Here is a 15859-nt window from a genome sequence, read left to right on the forward strand (position 1 = left end):
AATCAACAACATGGAGGTATTTTTTCTATGAAGCGGAAAACCATCACCCATGCGGCTCGGCTGCTGTGCGTCCTGGCCCTTGCCATGACCATGACCACCGCCGCCTTTGCCGCCGACCCGCCTGAACCCGCCCAGCCGTCCCCCTGTTACCCCACCGCCGTCACCCGGAGCGAGGACGGCGGCGAGATCAGGAAGATGTATGACCTGGGGCCAGAGGACGACCCCGCTGGCATCCCCCGTTCCGACTTCGAGCAGGAGGGCTACCACTACACCCTCACCGACCTGCTGAAACAGGAGCTTCCCGCCAATGAGAGCCGTCAGCACACGGAAACCGTGTCCGTGCCCAGCCAGAGCAAGGACATGGGCGCGGTGCTGGCCCTCCTGCCGCAGACAAAGGAGTTTGTCACCGAGGACGGCCTTGCCGGGACGCTGGCCCTGAAGCTGGACACGGTGAAGGTGGAGGTGGCCGGGTATGGCAGCTCCACCAAGACCCTGACCGCCAGCCGCACCTACCCCGGCCTTGCCGACCAGGACACGCAGTATATCCCCAAGTCCATCACCGACAACGGCCACTCCCTGACACTCCAGACCGTCAACTGGCAGACCGAGGGGGACGGCCACTTTACCGCTGTGGCGACCTACTCCGGCTCCGCCACCAGCTCCTATGTGAAGGGCTACACCGTCACTGCCGACTATGCGGGCACCGTCAGCCGTATCAACCTGAATAAGATACGCTATGTGGCGATCTTCGAGGGCACCGCCCTGGAACCCGCCCCCACAGAGGAACCCGGCGACACCCCCAGCCCTGACCTGACCAACCCTGCCGACCCCACTGCTCCCGTTGACCCCACCGGCCAGGATGCCCCCACCGGCGAGAAGAACAGCGTCCTGCCCGTGGTGGCCGTTGTCGTAGTGGTGCTGCTGGGCGGCGGCGTGTTCTACTTCATCAAACGCAGGAGGTAAACTACCATGAAGAAACTGACCATGCTTTTTTCCGTTCTGTGTCTGACCCTGGCCCTGACCGTCCCCGCCAGCGCCCTTGAGTACAATATCGACGGCCCCGGCGACCCGGAGTACGGCAAGTCCACTTCCATCGAGCCGGTGGTCACGGCTGACCGGGGCGAGCTGCCCAACGTGGATGTGAGCAAGAACGCGGCCCTGATCCCGCCCACGTTCGGAAGCCCCACCGCCTACACCCTGAACACCGGCAACCCCCTGACCCCCAATCTGGCCCCCGGCTATATGCTGGGTGAGGGAGCCGTTATCAACGGCAATACCGGCGTCACCGTCACCCCGCCCGACTTCAACACCATCCCCAGCAGCATCGTATCCGGCAGCGGCACCAATACCGGGGGTACAGCCACCCCCACCCCCTCCACCGGCTTCACGGAGGTCACATCCGACCTCTACTACCAGGGCGGCTATCTGGCGACCCTGAAAATCCCCAGCCTGAATGTGAACGTCAAGGTGTACGAGGGCACAAGCAGCTCCGTCCTGGCGAAAGGGGCGGGCCATTTTGAGGACACCAGCATCTGGGACGGCAACTGCGCCATCGCCGGTCACAACCGTGGGGCCAACTGCTACTTTGGCGACATCCACACCCTGAATGTGGGCGACACCATCACCCTGACCACCCGGCTGGGCACCCGCACCTACTCCGTTACCAGCGTGAACAAGATCAGCGAAACGGACAACTCCCTGCTGGCCCCCACTTCTGAAAACTGCGTGACGCTGTTCACCTGTGTTCGCAATCAGAGCGCCTACCGCTGGGCTGTCCGGGCCGTGGAGGTCTGACACCCGCTGAAAAGAAATTCGCACCTTAGACTGTTTCCCTCCTTTGTGGTACTGTTGGGACAAGCAAAGACCCCAACATATTACAAAGGAGATCGTTCATATGAAAAACAGTCTGAACCGTTTGATTGCCGGAATCGCTTGCACCGTCCTTATCGCCGGTCTGAGTGTCCCGGCCCACGCCGCAGAAGTCCAGCCGGAAGCCTATACCATCCAGGCCGCCCAATGGAGCCGGGAGGACTTCTCCCAGGACGCCAACCCGGACGTATTCACCGCCACCTATGACCGGGCGCTCTACAACGCCATCCGGCAGACGTTGGTGGACGGCACCAGCGACACCGCCCCCGCCTACACGATGGTGGGCGACAGCGAGTACAGCGCCGTCAAGAACCTGTTGGCCCGGATGGAGGGCGTTGTGCGGTATGAGCATCACGTCCCGGAGAACTTCACCAACTACTGGCAGCACCTGGACTATTTCGCTGTGTCCGCCGCCATGCCGGAGAATTACCAAGCGCCCTTTGACTTCATCCAGCCCATCATCGCAGAAGCGGCGGAGCTGGACACGGACAGCGAAAAGGTGGAGTACCTGAACGACTACCTGTGTACCCTGCTGGCCTACAAAAAGGGCAAGACGGCGGGCGTGACCCGCACCTTTACCCAGCACAGCGGGGAACTTCAAGCGGCCTGCGGCTCCTACGCCAGAGCGTTCAAATTCCTGTGCGGGGCGGCTGGCATCCCCTGCTTCACCATCAGCACCAGCAATCACACCTGGAATATGGTCTACGCGGACGGCCAGTGGCTCCATGTGGACGTGTCCCTGAACGACCTGACAAACAGCCATTCCATGCTGCTTCGGGAAACCTACCCCAATCATCCAGACCGAGCGCCGGAGCAGACGGCTTTCCTGAAAGAGCTGTTTGTCCCCGGCAGCACCAAGTAAGACAACCGAACACCGCATTGGATAGGCAGACTGTGAAAGCAGCCTGCCTTTTCTTATGCCCGGAAAGAAAGGAGAACCCATGAAACACAAGCATTTCAACCGCCTGCTGTCCATGCTGCTGGTGGTGGCTACGCTGTTTGGCCTGTTGGCCGTCCCCGCCAGCGCCGCCACGCTGGGCGACAGCGGCACCGTCACCATCAAGCAGGCCGGATATGGCAACTACCTGTCCAAGAAGAACGGCGGAACCATCGGCGGCGGCTACTGGAAGTACACCAGCAACGACGGTCTGACCGGCACCGCCTACTGTGTCAATCACGGGCTGAAAGGGGTATCCCCCTCCAAGGCCCTGACCGTCCAGCCCTATAACCGCAACCCGCAGACGATGGGCGTGTTTGCGGGCGGCTACCCCAACAGGACGCTGGAACAGTTCAAGGAGCTGCACCAGGATGACGTGCGGGGCGTGAACGCACTCACCGAGGACGAGTACAAGTACGCCACGCAGTTGGCGATCTGGGCCTCCTGCGGCCAGCTTGCCATCCCCGGCACCTCCTTTACGGCAGGCCGCGACACCCTCGCTGAACCCACCGCAGACGCACAGAAAATCCGTATCTTCGACAGCGCCAAGGCTATCGTAAAGCTGGCCCAGCATTGGACACAGCCCCTCCACACCGGCCTGTCCCTCCGGGCCGAGGAAAACAAGGATATTCGCGGCATCGAGGTCGTCAATGAGTTTGGTCTGGAGGGCGCAGCCGAGGACGGCACCGACGGTATCAAGCTGGAACGCATCAACGGCAAGGAGTATTATACCCGTGTGGTGTATCTGGCCTCCGCCACCTCCACCTGGATCGACGGGCGCAAGACCAAGGTGTACTCCACCGACGCCCCCCAGGGCACTATCTTTGTGGCCGAAAATAACTCCCCGCTGGAAACTACGCAGGAGAACGGGGCCACCTGCTATCTGGTGGACACCAGCAGACAGCACAGCACAAACCTCAACTCCAACGGCAGCGAGTATTACGGCACGTTCAAGGTCTGCCTCCCTGTGGACAATGTGCCCACCGAGGGCAACTTTACCATCAAGGCCGCAGGCGGCGTGGCGCAGTATAACCTTTATCTGGCCTACAACCCCTCCGCGTCGGAGCAGTCCTATATCATCTCCGACCCCGGCTATACCAATCTGGACGCACAAATCCCCTTTAAGTGGAGCGGTACGGAGGAAACCGACACCGCCAGCTTGCAGGTAATCAAGGCCGGGGCGGGCGGCGCTCCCCTGGAGGGGGCCGAGTTCACCCTGACTGGCAGCGGCGGAACCACTGTCACTGGCGCCACCGACCGTAACGGCCAGATCGTATGGCGTGACCTGCCTGCCGACGAAAAGTTTACCCTGACGGAAACCGCCGCCCCGGAGGGCTATCAGATCGTGGCCCCCATGAATGTCACCCTGACCCCTGGCCGCACCGAGTATGTGACTGTCACCGATGATGTGGAGCATGGCTTTACCATCAAGAAGGTGGACGCACAGAACAAGGGCAGCTTGCAGGGGGCCGTGTTCCGCTTTGAGCAGATCGACGGCTCCTATATGACCACCGGCATCACGGGCTTTGACGGCACCATCTCTTTTGAGGGTGACGAGCTGCCCTACGGCTCTTACCGCGTGACGGAACAGACGCCCCCGGACGGTTATGTGAAGTCCACCCGTGTGGAAACGGTGGAGTGGGACGGCACCAAGGACGTGCTTATCACCTGGGAGAACGTGCGGGACATCAGCCTGACCATCATCAAGGTGGACGAGCAGACGGGCGTATCCCTCCCCAACGCCAGCTTTGATGTGTTCGCGGACGGCAAGCTCATTACCTCCGTCACCACCAACGACGACGGCGAGGCCCGCGTGACCGGCATCCAAAAAGAGGCGTATATCGAAATTATGGAAACCGCCGCCCCCGCCGGGTATGTGCTGGATAAGACCCCTCACGGCATCCACATTGACCCGTATGACCCCGCCACCGAGGACGACCCCGTGCTGACCGTCACCAACCGGGCGAGGCCCGCCCTCCGCATCCTCAAATACGACCTGACCAGCAATTCCCCCATGCCTGATGTGACCTTTGAGGTTTGGCACGACGGCGACCTGTTCGGGGAGTACACCACCAACGCCAGCGGCGAGATTTTCCTGTATGACCTGGAACCGGGCACCTACCTTGTGAAAGAGGTAGCCACGGACGACGCCCATGTGGTGAACAGCACCCCTCAGCAGATCGAGTTAAAGGCAGGCGACACGCAGACGCGGGAGCTGGTCTTTTTCAATTCCCTGAAACCGGGCATCCACTTGATTAAGGTGGACAGCATCACCATGAAATCCCTGCCCAACGTCCGCTTTGAGTTCAAGCTGGTGGGCGGCAGCTACCGGCAGGAGTTCACCACCGATGTGAATGGTGAGATCGACCTGTCCAAGCTGACCCCCGGCGCATATGAGGTGCGGGAGCTGGAGGCCCCGGACGGATATTTGATCGACGACGCCGTTCGTGTGGTGCAGGTGAACCCGGACGAGAACGCCAATTTTGTGTTCCCCAACACCCCCAAGCCCGCCCTGCGGCTCATCAAGACCAGCTCGGACGGCACCCGGCTGGGCGGCGTCCATTTCAGGATCGCCCGCATTGAGGACGGCACCCACTACCTTGACCGTATCACCGACGATAACGGCGAAATCAACATCTCCAACCTGGAACCGGGGGTGTACTCCGTCAAGGAGACAGCCACCGTTGCCGACCACATCCTGGACTTGCAGGAGTACCATGTGGAGCTGTTCCCCGGCCAGACCAGCACCATCACCATTGAGAACCAGCGCAGGCCCAACCTGATTGTCTACAAAAAGGACGCCGACACCGGCGACCCCATTCCCAACACCGTCTTTTTGGTAAAGGCGGCAGATGGCCACTCCGTTGACGAGATCAAGACGGACAGCGAGGGTAAGGCCACGCTGGACAACCTTCTGCCCGGAGTATACGAGGTAAGCGAGAAGTCCGTCCCGGCCCCCTGGCTCATGGACGCCCCCAGCCAGCTTGTGACCCTCTACCCCAACCGCGACCACACCATCTATTTTGAGAACCACAAGAAGCCCACCTTGACGGTGAACAAGGTGGACAGCATCACCGGCAGTCCTATCAAGGGGGCCAAGTTCGAGGTTTGGTACGGCTCCAACAACACGACCACCGGCGAATTGAACAGCCTGGGCACCTTCTTCTCCGACGAGAACGGCCAATTTTTCGTTGACCTGCTGCGGGACGGCTGGTACAAGGTGACGGAGCTGGAACCCGCCGCTGGGTACACCATCAAGCAGCCCGCCACCCAGGAATTTTATATTAAGGGCGGCGAGAGCAAGGTTATCACGTTTGAGAATGTCCCGAAAAATGCTGTGATCGTTGAGAAATATGACAGCGTGACCGGCGCGGCCCTCCCCGGCTGCACGTTCCAACTGCGGTATTTGGGCGGCACCAGCGGCACGGGCGGCACCGTCATCGGCACCAAAGTTACCGGGAAGAACGGCACCGCCATGTGGACGGGCCTCAACCCCGGCGCGTATGTGCTGGAGGAAGTAGACGCTGCGGACGGGTACAACATTATCCAGTCCTCCGAAACCATCATGCTGGCTGACAGTGGGGAGCAGAGCGTTGTCACTGTCAGATTTTCCAACGCCCCGGACGGAATTTTGCTTATCCGCAAGGTCTGTTCGGTGAACCCCTCCGTCACCTTGCAGAACGCCGAGTTTAAGGTTTTGTATGCGGACGGCACCGTTGTGGGCGACAGCAACGGCATTTTCAGAACGGATGAAGCGGGGGAAATCCGCATCACCGGCCTGACCCCCGGTAAGAGCGTCGTTGTCACCGAGACACGCGCCCCCGCTGGCTTTATTCTGGACACGCAGAGCCAGACCGTCCAGATCAAGGAGGGCCGTACCGTCAGCTTGACGTTCAAAAACCAGCCGAAAGGGGCCATCATTATCCAGAAACGGGACAGCGCCACCGGCCAGCCTTTGAGCGGGGCCGAGTTCCGCGTGACCACCGCCGCAGGCTGTGAGGTAGGGCTGGACGGCGTGATCGGTACGTCTACGTTGACCCAAAACGGCATCTTCACCACCGACGCCCAGGGTGAGATCAAGATCACCAACCTCGCCCCCGGCGCTTACGTCCTGACTGAAATCAAGGCCCCGACCGGCTATGTGATGGACAGGGCCAGCACCAATGTCGTCATCGGGCAGGGCGGCGACACGCAGACCGTTGTTGTCACCAATTCCAAGGCGGGTACGCTGGTGATCGACAAACGGGACGCCCTCACCGGGAAGCCCTTGCAAGGCGTCACCTTCAAGGTGACTACCTCCACAGGGGAGTTCGTACCGGCTGAAAACGGACAGATCAGCAGCAACGGCTTGTACTTCACCGACAAGGACGGCAAGATCACCATTAACGGCGTTGTCGGTACGCTGGTAGTGACGGAAACGGCCACCATTCCCGGCTACACCATCGACGAGGCCACCCGGACGCAGACGGTGGTGGTGAACCCCAACGACACCCAGACCCTCCACTTCACCAACACCCCCAGCACGACCCTTGTAATTGAGAAGTATATTGAGGGCACCACCACACCGCTGAAAGGCGTCACGTTCCTTGTCACCGACAGCTCTGGCGCGGTAGTGGGCAACTCCAACGGCGAGTTCATCACTGACGAGAACGGGCGCATCGTTCTGAACGACCTGACCCCCGGCACCACCGTTACCGCACGGGAGGTCAAGGCGTTGGAGGGCTATGTGCTGGACGGCCAGCCTAAATCCATTTTGATTAAGGCAGGTGAAGTTCAGACCCTCCGTTTTTACAACGCCAAGCAGGGCTGTATCGTGGTGAAGAAGCTGGACAAGCAGACCGGCGAACCGCTGGCCGGGGTGGAGTTCCAGATCACCTACTCGGACGGGAGCTACTTGGACGACGACTACGGCCACCTGTCCAGCAAGGGCCTTTACAAGACCGACGCCAACGGCGAAATCCGCATTTCCGGCGTGGTGGGTACGCTGGTCATCACGGAAACCAAGCCCCTGCCCGGTTACGTCATGGACGAGGGCACCAGGACACAGACCGTCAAGGTGAACGCCAGCGACACCCAAACCATTACCGTCTACAACACAAAGGTGGGCGGTTTGACCATCATCAAGACAGACGAGGAAACCGGGGAGCGTATCAGCGGCGTCCAGTTTGAAATCCGCAAGCTCAACGGGGAGATCGTCGGCACCTACACCACCGACCGCTCCGGCGTCATTTCCCTGCCCGAAGCGGAAAAAGGCTGGTATCAGGTCACGGAGCTGAAAGCCGCCAAGGGCTATCAGTTGGACAGCCAGCCCTATCAGATCGAGGTGAAGGACGGCGGCACCGCCACCCTGGAGATCACCAACCGGCAGACCGGCAGCGCCATCATCCACAAGATCGACAGCGTGACCGGCAAGGGCATTTTCGGCGTGAAGTTCCTGCTTTCCGACGCCAAGGGCAACCCCGTGGGCACCTATGAGAGCGACAATGAGGGGTATGTCTATGTGGACGGCGGGCTTGCGGACGGCAAGTACACCGTCCGGGAGATCGAGTGCGCGGAAGGCTATATCCTGGACACCCAGCCCAAGACCATCTATGTGGAGTACGGCGGCTGTACCACCATCACCTGGAAAAACACCGCCGTCACCGGGCAAATTCAGATCACCAAGACCAGCGCCGACTACAACAGCATGAACGGTTGGCCCGCTGGCACCCCCATCCCCGGCACCGTGTTTGAGGTCTACCACTACCGCACCGGGAACCTTGTTGACACCATCCGCACCGACAAAAACGGCGTGGCCGTGTCCAAGCCCCTGCCCCTGGGCCGGTACAAGGTGGTGGAATCCCAGGCGGCGGACTTCTACGCCCTGGACAAGACCCCCATTGACGTGGAGATCGAACACGCCGGCCAGATCGTCAAAGCGGCTATGACCAACAAGAGCCTTTACACCAATGTGTCCATTGAGAAAACCGGCTATAAAGAGGTCATGCCCGGTCAGAACATCCGCTACACGTTCAGCGGCATCGGCAACAACTCCACCACGGCGCTCACCTCTTTCTATTGGAGGGACACTCTGCCCGTGGAGGCGGTTCGGCTGGCGAAGATCACCACCGGCACCTACAATGCCGCTGGCAGCTACAAGATCGTCTACAAGACCAATCTCTCCGGGGCCGACTACCGTGTGCTGGCGGACAGCCTGAACACCCAGCAGAACTATGTGCTGGAGGCGTCCCCCGTGGCCCTGCGGCTGGCGTCCAACGAGTACGTCACAGAGATGATGTTCGTGTTCGGCGTCGTTCCCGCCAACTTCCGGCAGGTGGAAGCCCCCAAAATTGACTGCACCGTTGTGTCCTGGGCCAAGGGCGGCAGTCAGTTTGTGAACCAGGCGGACGTGGGCGGCGTCTACAACGGCCAGTGGATCATGGCTACCACCCGCTGGGTGACGAAGGTCTACGCACCTCCCACGACCCTCCCCCGGACAGGGTATTAAGCATTTCCCCGTGGCCCGCACAGCGGGCCACTTACATACCCATTCGCACATTTGAAACTGCTTGCTTTTTCCTGTACTATGGGGATAAGGAAGGGAGCTGTTTCAAATGTTCAAACGGGAAAAGAAGGTCTATCTTGAATTGACGGATAAGGAATACCGGCTTGTGCGGAAGTACCTGATGGACTGGCGGAACAAGCTGACCGCCCAGGGCCGGGACGCTGGGCCAGTGAACGAGCTTCTGATAAAACTGATGGCCTGATAAAACCACGTTCCTCCATATATATCGTACATACACCGCTCTTTGTCTGCTGGACATGGGGCGGTGTAAATTTTTGGACAAGGAGGAACCAACATTGAGCATTAAGTACAGTTTGCGGCTTTACGAGGAACCGCCTGACCGGGAGAGGGGGCGGGAGCATGAACGCTGACGGCAAGAAACCCATAGAGGGCAATTTCCACGCTGTCTCCTGCTCAGGTGGCAAGGACTCGACAGCCATGCTTCTGCTGATGATCGAACGGGATATGCCTATTGACGTAGTGCTGACCGCCGATACCGGCATGGAGTTCCCGGAGATGTACGAGCATATGCAAAAGCTGGACGACCTGCTCTACCGGGAGCGCGGCATCCACATCACCACCCTGCGGCACCCCAGGGGCTTTGAATGGCTCATGTTTGAGGAACCGAAGGTGAAGCAGTCCAGCATTGAAAACCGGCAAAGGCTGGGGGTGTCCCTCTATGGGAACGGCTGGCCCGGTGCCCGTGTGCGCTGGTGTACGGGTCAGTTAAAAACACATCTTATCCACAAAGAAGTGAACCGGCTGAAAAAAGAGCGGAACGCCCTGCACTATGTCGGGATCGCCGCCGACGAGCCGAAGCGCATCAAGGACGACCAATATCCCCTAGTGGATTGGGGTATCACCGAAGCCGAAGCCTTGCAGATCAGCTATGACCGGGGCTTTGATTGGGGCGGTCTGTATCGGATATACAACCGCTGCTCCTGCTGGTGCTGTCCCCTCCAACGAATCGGGGAGCTGAAAAAACTGCGTGCCCATCACCCTGAATTATGGGCGCGGCTCCGGGAGATGGACAGACGGGCTATCGCGCAGTTTGGTCAAAACCCCCTGGGGCAATTCACAAAAAATTGGACAGTGGAACAGTTAGAAGGTCGATTTGCCAACGAGGACAGGCAAATCGACCTTTCTGTCAGAGGGGAGCGATAATCATGGATAAAGGAAAAGACATGGATAAGGAGCTGTCCGGGATGCTGCGGGGCGTTCCGCCGCAAAACATTATGATCTCGTTTGACGATAAGCCCGCCAAGTCCCTGGCAGATCATGTGAAGGAGCAGCAGGAAAAGGCCAGACAGAAGAAGCGCAGGCCGCGTGACGACCGGGAGAGGTGACGGAAATGCCGGACAAAAAACGGATGATTGAAAATTTTGAGGTCATCCACTCGCTCCAGATCGGGGCGCGTGAGGTGGTGGTGGGCGTCAGCCCGGAACAGGAGTTCATGTGCTGCTTCTGCACCCAGGACGGGATGAACGAGTATTACGCCGAGGCGATGGCAAGTGACGACTACCTGGAGATCATGGAGCTTTACACGGACAGGCTGAAAGGGCAGGTGGCGGCTTTGCAGGCCCAGCGTAAGACCCTCCATATCCCGCTGGAATTACTGAACAGTGAACAGTGTTTTCCGCTGAACGACATCGACGACATCACCGGCAAGGTGGTGGCGGTCAAGCCAAGTTCTCTCCGCTATGAGTACCGGCGGGCAGACTGCCAGCTTATCCTTGTAACGAATGGCAGCGGGGCGCGGGGGTATTCACGGGGCACATCGGTCTATGGCGTCAACGTGTTCACGGGCCGCAGGGATGGCCGGTGGGAACGCAGGGACGTTTTGGGCGAAGTCAGGCCGGAGTGTATGCCACAGTGGGCAAACGACCATTTGCAGGTCATTCAGCGGGAGCGGGCGCTGGAAAAGGGGCGTGACAGCCGATGAAACTTCTGCTGGGCGGCTCCCCCTACACCCATTGGAGCATAGCGCAGACCCGGAACCGGGAAACACAGCCGGAGGGCCTGGGCTGGGAGCTGTTTCGCAACTATCTGATCGCCAGGGAGCGGTACGGGCCGGACTTCTATTTATACGAGAACAACAAGAGCATGGCCCCGGCGATACGGGCGCAGATCACGGCGGAGCTGGGTGTGGAACCTATTTTGATAAACTCCGCCCTTGTGTCCGCCCAAAGCCGTCAGCGGCTCTACTGGACGAATATCCCCGGCGTGGAACTGCCGGAGGATCGGGGCCTTATCCTGTTGGACGTTCTGGAAAGCGGCCTACCCCTCCATGAAAAGGGCTACACGCTGAAAGCAAATTACAGCAGGGCCAGCGCCGTGAACGCCCTGGACGGCGGGCACTTCCCCGCGCCTATGGCAATAGAGCCGGTGAATATCACCGCAGACGGGAAGGCCCAATGCCTGCGGGCGACCTATTATAAAGACGGCATCCGCAATATGGTGGGCAATACCATAGACCGCAAGACCTGTGTGGCCGAGGCGGTCAGTGTCAACCGGCTGGGTGGTCTTTACGGCCAGCATACCCGCTGGGGCGTGTTTGATGTGGATGGAAAAGTCCCCTGCCTGACCGCATCGGCGGGAATGGGCGGCGGGCATATCCCCATGTTCCCCATCCGCGTGGGCACCATAGAGAGCGGCACCGGCTCCGAGGGCCAGGGCCACCGGGTATATTCAGCGGACGGCAAGAGCAAGACCCTTTGTGGGAACGGCGGCGGAGCCGGGGCGAAAACCGGGCTTTACACCGTCCCCACCGGCTGTCCCGCTCTGCGGGTGGCGGAGGCCACCGCAAAAGGGTACACCGACATTCTTCCCGGCGAGTGCGTTGACTTGACCATACCCAACAGCAAGACCCGCAAGGGCCGCGCCATGAGGGAAAAAGCGAATTGCCTGACCACCTCCTGCCAGTATTATCAGTATTGCGGGACGCTGGACAGGCCCATCTACGATGTCCGGGACGGCCAGATCACGATAAAGGGCCAGCAGTACCCCATCAAACTGGTGGACGGCTACTATATCATCCGCAAGCTGACGGTGCGGGAGTGTATGCGCCTCCAAACGGTGCCGGAGGGCTTTGTGTTTCCCGTGTCGGACACCCAGGCGTATAAGATGCTGGGCAACGGCTGGACGGTGGAGGTGATCGCCCACATCCTGTCCTACTGTCCCGGCATCACCGTGAAGCCACTGGAAGTGCTGTCCATGTACGACGGCATGAGCTGCGGCCACCTTGCCCTGGATAAGCTGGGGGCCACTGTTCTCCGCTACTACGCCACCGAGATCGACAAATACGCCATCAAGACCACCCAATCAAACTTCCCTGACACCATCCAATTAGGCGACGCTTTTCAGGTGCGGGAGGATGAATGGTGGTCTTTTTTGAGCAAGTAAAAGGAGTGTGACATTATGGAATTGACATTCCAGACCGCTACCCCTGCGGAGCGGCTTTACACCGCCCGTCAGAGTACGCAGATTGCGGGCCAGACCGGGAGCATCGGCCACCTGCGGGCCGACATGGGCGGGGACGGCATGGGCTTTTTCCCCAAGTGGAGCAGTCACCGTGAGAACCTGGACACCGAGGAATTTCAGCAGGAGTTGGAGGGCGTCATGGAGGCCCTGGTGGGCGACGAGCAGTACGGCGGCTTTTTGAAAAGCCGGGACGCCATGCGGGACTTCTGCCAGGGGCACCCGGAGAGCGGCTTTAACGACGGCTTTGCGTTCGGCTTCCGGGCGGACACGGCGCAGTATGCCTACCTGATACGGCTGCAACCCTACAAGGGGGAGGAAAACCTGTTCATCTATTGCTACCGCCGGGACTGGCTTGACCGCCACATGAAACAGGCTGAAAAGGGCATCCGCTTCATTACTCCGCACTATGAGGAAAAATTCAGAGTTGCGGACGGCGACAAGGTACGGATCAGGCGGTTTGATGGGCGAGACTTTGAACGGGTATGCCGCTATATTGATGACTGCCACGTTGAAATCGGCAACGAACTCTACCACATCTGCCAGTTTGCCGAGATAATGGAGCGCAACAGCAACTCCGTTATCCCCCTCAGAAGCTCCCTGCCAGCGGTATGCTACGGCAAGGTGCCGGAGAAGCGGGCCATCGTAATGTTTGAGCGGGGCTTTGATGGCTACCGCTCCGCGTCCTTTGCGACAAAGGGCCGCACCAGCCAGAAGCTGGTTGACGAGCTGAACGGCGAGTTGGGTGTCACCAAGGCACAGGCGGCAGCGATGCTGGCCGGGGTCATGCGGGGCTGGGCCGACCCCGCCGCCGACCCGAAGAACTACGACGAGCAGGGCCAGCCTATCAAGCCCATGTCAGCGCCAGTGATAAAATGTAAGAAAACGCCGAGGAAAAAATGTAGTTTAGTGGCGGAGGTGAAGGGAAAAAGATAGACTCCCAATCAGGGCGAGAAAGAGCCCGGAAAGGGAGTCAGAAAATGAAAGGAGCACAGTGGATGGATATCCGAAGCGACAGACAAAAAGGGCTGAGCTATGTGGAGCTGGGACGGAAGTACCACATGGACCCGCGGACGGCAAAGCGGTACGCGGAATCGCCGCAGAAGCCGGAGTACACATTGAGCGAACCCAAGCCAACAAAGATGGACCCGTACAAGCAGATCGTGGACGAGTGGCTGGAAGAGGCGCCGTATTCAGCGTTGCGGATACTGGAGAAGCTGCGGGAGATGGGGTTTGACGGAGGTTACAGTATTGTCAAGGCGTATGTGAGCAGCCGGAAGATGGACTTGAATGAGAAAGCAACGGTGCGGTTTGAGACGATGCCAGGAAAGCAAGGGCAGATGGACTGGGGATTCTTCGAGGATCACCTGGTATACGAGGACGGAAAGTGGAAGAAGCTGTACTGCTTTCTCATGATTCTGGGGTACTCAAGGATGCGGTACATCGAATTTGTCACAGATATGAGCACAAACACGTTGATACGGTGCCATCAGAACGCGTTTCGGTATTTCGGAGGCTACCCGGAGGAGATTCTGTACGATAACATGAAGCAGGTAGTCATCAAGCGGCTTTTGAAGCAGGAGGACTCCACACTAAACCGGCAGTTTGAGGACTTCGCGGGATTCTATGGATTCAAACCCATCCTGTGCCGGCCATATCGTGGTCAGACGAAAGGAAAAGTGGAGCGGACGGTGCAGTTTGTGCGGGACAACTTCATGGTCGGGATCAAGTACAACAGCCTGGCAGATTTGAATGGACAAGCCTTGGCTTGGTGTAATAAGGTCAATGGCAAAGTCCATGCCACCACCAACGAGATTCCCTTTGAGCGGCTGCAAAAAGAGGGGCTGAGTCCTCTTTCCCGTGAGTACATCATCGACAAGATCAACCTTAGGCGGGTACAAAAAGACTGCCTCATCTCATACGCCGGGAATCAGTACTCCGTGCCAGCGGAGTACATCGGCAAAGATGTGGCAGTCGTGGCCCTCGACAGTATGCTGGCCGCCTACTATGAGGGAAAGCAGATCGCTCTGCATCGAATATCGTATCAAAGGAAGGACATGGTTGTCAATCCTCAGCACTATAGAAGGATTACGCTGAAACAGACAATAGATGCGGAAAATGTTCTGCTGGAACAGGGCAAAGTAATAGATTTCCCCTTGAAGCCCTCCGATTTATCCAGATATGACGAGGTGCTGTATGACTGAATTTACTATGGACAGGCTGAGGGAAAACCTGGAAGCCCTTAAAATGAAAAACACCCTGGAGATTCTGGACAACTACCTGGAACGGGCGGTGGCGGACAAGCTCAACATTGTGGAGGTTTTGGATCACATTTTCTCAGAAGAAGCCAAATCCAAGCGGAGACGGGCCTATGAGAAGCAGATCCAGATGTCTGGCTTTCCCATTAAGAAAACCCTGGACGACTTCGATTTCTCTTTCCAGCCCTCCATCGACAAGCGCCAGATCGATGAGTTGGCTACCATGCGCTTCCTGGAAAACGGGGAGAATGTGGTCTTCCTCGGCCCGCCCGGCGTGGGCAAGACCCATCTGGCCTCCGCTTTGGGCCTGGTGGCGGCACAGCACCGTTTCTCCACCTACTACATCAACTGCCACCAGCTCATTGAACAGCTCAAGAAGGCCCATTTTGAGAACCGTCTGCCGGACAAGCTCAAGGTTCTGGCCAAGTACAGGATGCTCATCATCGACGAAATCGGCTACCTCCCCATGGACATCCAGGGTGCAAACCTGTTCTTTCAGCTCATTGCCAGGCGGTACGAGAAAACATCCACCGTCTTCACCTCCAACAAAACCTTCTCCCAGTGGAACGAGGTCTTTGCCGACGTCACCATCGCCTCCGCCATCCTGGATCGTGTACTGCATCACTGCACCGTTATCAACATCAAGGGTGAGTCTTACCGCCTGAAGGAGCGCAAGGAATTTATGCGCCAGAAACAGCAAATCGTAAATACTCTTTTCCTGCAAGGAAATAACTGATTCTGTTACCCCCCCCCCGCCGAAAAACTACAAAATTT

The 15859-nt window shown here is 58.7% G+C and carries 12 protein-coding genes; all 12 read left to right on the forward strand.

The window, feature by feature from the left end; translation table 11 throughout:
- The first annotated feature begins 27 nt into the window (after positions 1-27).
- The 12 genes from C816_RS08155 to istB all read left to right on the forward strand — a co-directional run bounded on the left by C816_RS08155 (position 28) and on the right by istB (position 15821).
- Positions 28-963: an LPXTG cell wall anchor domain-containing protein gene (locus C816_RS08155; protein ID WP_016321912.1), complete on the forward strand. Its 936-nt coding sequence runs from the start codon at positions 28-30 to the stop codon at positions 961-963.
- Positions 964-969: 6 nt separating this feature from the next.
- Positions 970-1794 carry a sortase gene (locus C816_RS08160; RefSeq protein WP_016321913.1) on the forward strand — a complete coding sequence of 275 codons (825 nt, stop codon included), beginning with the start codon at positions 970-972 and terminating at the stop codon, positions 1792-1794.
- A 100-nt stretch (positions 1795-1894) separates the two neighbouring features.
- Positions 1895-2731 (forward strand): transglutaminase domain-containing protein, encoded by an 837-nt coding sequence (locus tag C816_RS08165; RefSeq protein WP_016321914.1) that lies wholly within the window; start codon positions 1895-1897, stop codon positions 2729-2731.
- A 79-nt stretch (positions 2732-2810) separates the two neighbouring features.
- Positions 2811-9293, forward strand: a complete 6483-nt coding sequence (locus C816_RS08170; protein WP_016321915.1) for a SpaA isopeptide-forming pilin-related protein — start codon at positions 2811-2813, stop codon at positions 9291-9293.
- A 106-nt stretch (positions 9294-9399) separates the two neighbouring features.
- Entirely contained in the window at positions 9400-9552 is a 153-nt protein-coding gene (locus tag C816_RS24235; RefSeq protein ID WP_016321916.1) for a hypothetical protein, read from the forward strand.
- A gap of 158 nt (positions 9553-9710) precedes the next feature.
- Positions 9711-10514 carry a phosphoadenosine phosphosulfate reductase domain-containing protein gene (locus C816_RS08175; protein WP_016321917.1) on the forward strand — a complete coding sequence of 268 codons (804 nt, stop codon included), beginning with the start codon at positions 9711-9713 and terminating at the stop codon, positions 10512-10514.
- Between the two features lie 2 nt (positions 10515-10516).
- Complete coding sequence (locus C816_RS08180) at positions 10517-10696, forward strand: hypothetical protein (protein ID WP_016321918.1); 180 nt, start codon at positions 10517-10519, stop codon at positions 10694-10696.
- 5 nt (positions 10697-10701) lie between these two features.
- On the forward strand, positions 10702-11292 hold the full coding sequence (locus C816_RS08185) for a hypothetical protein (protein WP_016321919.1): 591 nt from the start codon (positions 10702-10704) through the stop codon (positions 11290-11292).
- Positions 11289-12752, forward strand: coding sequence for a DNA cytosine methyltransferase (locus C816_RS21735; protein ID WP_016321920.1), 1464 nt, complete (start codon positions 11289-11291; stop codon positions 12750-12752). The genes C816_RS08185 and C816_RS21735 overlap by 4 nt, the downstream gene beginning before the upstream one ends.
- A gap of 15 nt (positions 12753-12767) precedes the next feature.
- Positions 12768-13763: a hypothetical protein gene (locus tag C816_RS08200; RefSeq protein WP_016321921.1), complete on the forward strand. Its 996-nt coding sequence runs from the start codon at positions 12768-12770 to the stop codon at positions 13761-13763.
- Between the two features lie 62 nt (positions 13764-13825).
- Positions 13826-15031: an IS21 family transposase gene (istA, locus tag C816_RS23590; RefSeq protein ID WP_016320838.1), complete on the forward strand. Its 1206-nt coding sequence runs from the start codon at positions 13826-13828 to the stop codon at positions 15029-15031.
- On the forward strand, positions 15024-15821 hold the full coding sequence (gene istB, locus C816_RS08210; RefSeq protein ID WP_016320839.1) for an IS21-like element helper ATPase IstB: 798 nt from the start codon (positions 15024-15026) through the stop codon (positions 15819-15821). Before istA ends, istB begins: the two co-directional genes overlap by 8 nt.
- Positions 15822-15859 lie beyond the last annotated feature (38 nt).

Source organism: Oscillibacter sp. 1-3, assembly GCF_000403435.2.
GTDB lineage: Bacteria > Bacillota > Clostridia > Oscillospirales > Oscillospiraceae > Oscillibacter.

Coding starts and splice junctions, on each gene's coding strand:
- C816_RS08155 (WP_016321912.1), top strand. CDS start 28: ATGAAGCGGAAAACCATCACCCATGCGGCTCGGCTGCTGTGCGTCCTG.
- C816_RS08160 (WP_016321913.1), top strand. CDS start 970: ATGAAGAAACTGACCATGCTTTTTTCCGTTCTGTGTCTGACCCTGGCC.
- C816_RS08165 (WP_016321914.1), top strand. CDS start 1,895: ATGAAAAACAGTCTGAACCGTTTGATTGCCGGAATCGCTTGCACCGTC.
- C816_RS08170 (WP_016321915.1), top strand. CDS start 2,811: ATGAAACACAAGCATTTCAACCGCCTGCTGTCCATGCTGCTGGTGGTG.
- C816_RS24235 (WP_016321916.1), top strand. CDS start 9,400: ATGTTCAAACGGGAAAAGAAGGTCTATCTTGAATTGACGGATAAGGAA.
- C816_RS08175 (WP_016321917.1), top strand. CDS start 9,711: ATGAACGCTGACGGCAAGAAACCCATAGAGGGCAATTTCCACGCTGTC.
- C816_RS08180 (WP_016321918.1), top strand. CDS start 10,517: ATGGATAAAGGAAAAGACATGGATAAGGAGCTGTCCGGGATGCTGCGG.
- C816_RS08185 (WP_016321919.1), top strand. CDS start 10,702: ATGCCGGACAAAAAACGGATGATTGAAAATTTTGAGGTCATCCACTCG.
- C816_RS21735 (WP_016321920.1), top strand. CDS start 11,289: ATGAAACTTCTGCTGGGCGGCTCCCCCTACACCCATTGGAGCATAGCG.
- C816_RS08200 (WP_016321921.1), top strand. CDS start 12,768: ATGGAATTGACATTCCAGACCGCTACCCCTGCGGAGCGGCTTTACACC.
- istA (WP_016320838.1), top strand. CDS start 13,826: ATGGATATCCGAAGCGACAGACAAAAAGGGCTGAGCTATGTGGAGCTG.
- istB (WP_016320839.1), top strand. CDS start 15,024: ATGACTGAATTTACTATGGACAGGCTGAGGGAAAACCTGGAAGCCCTT.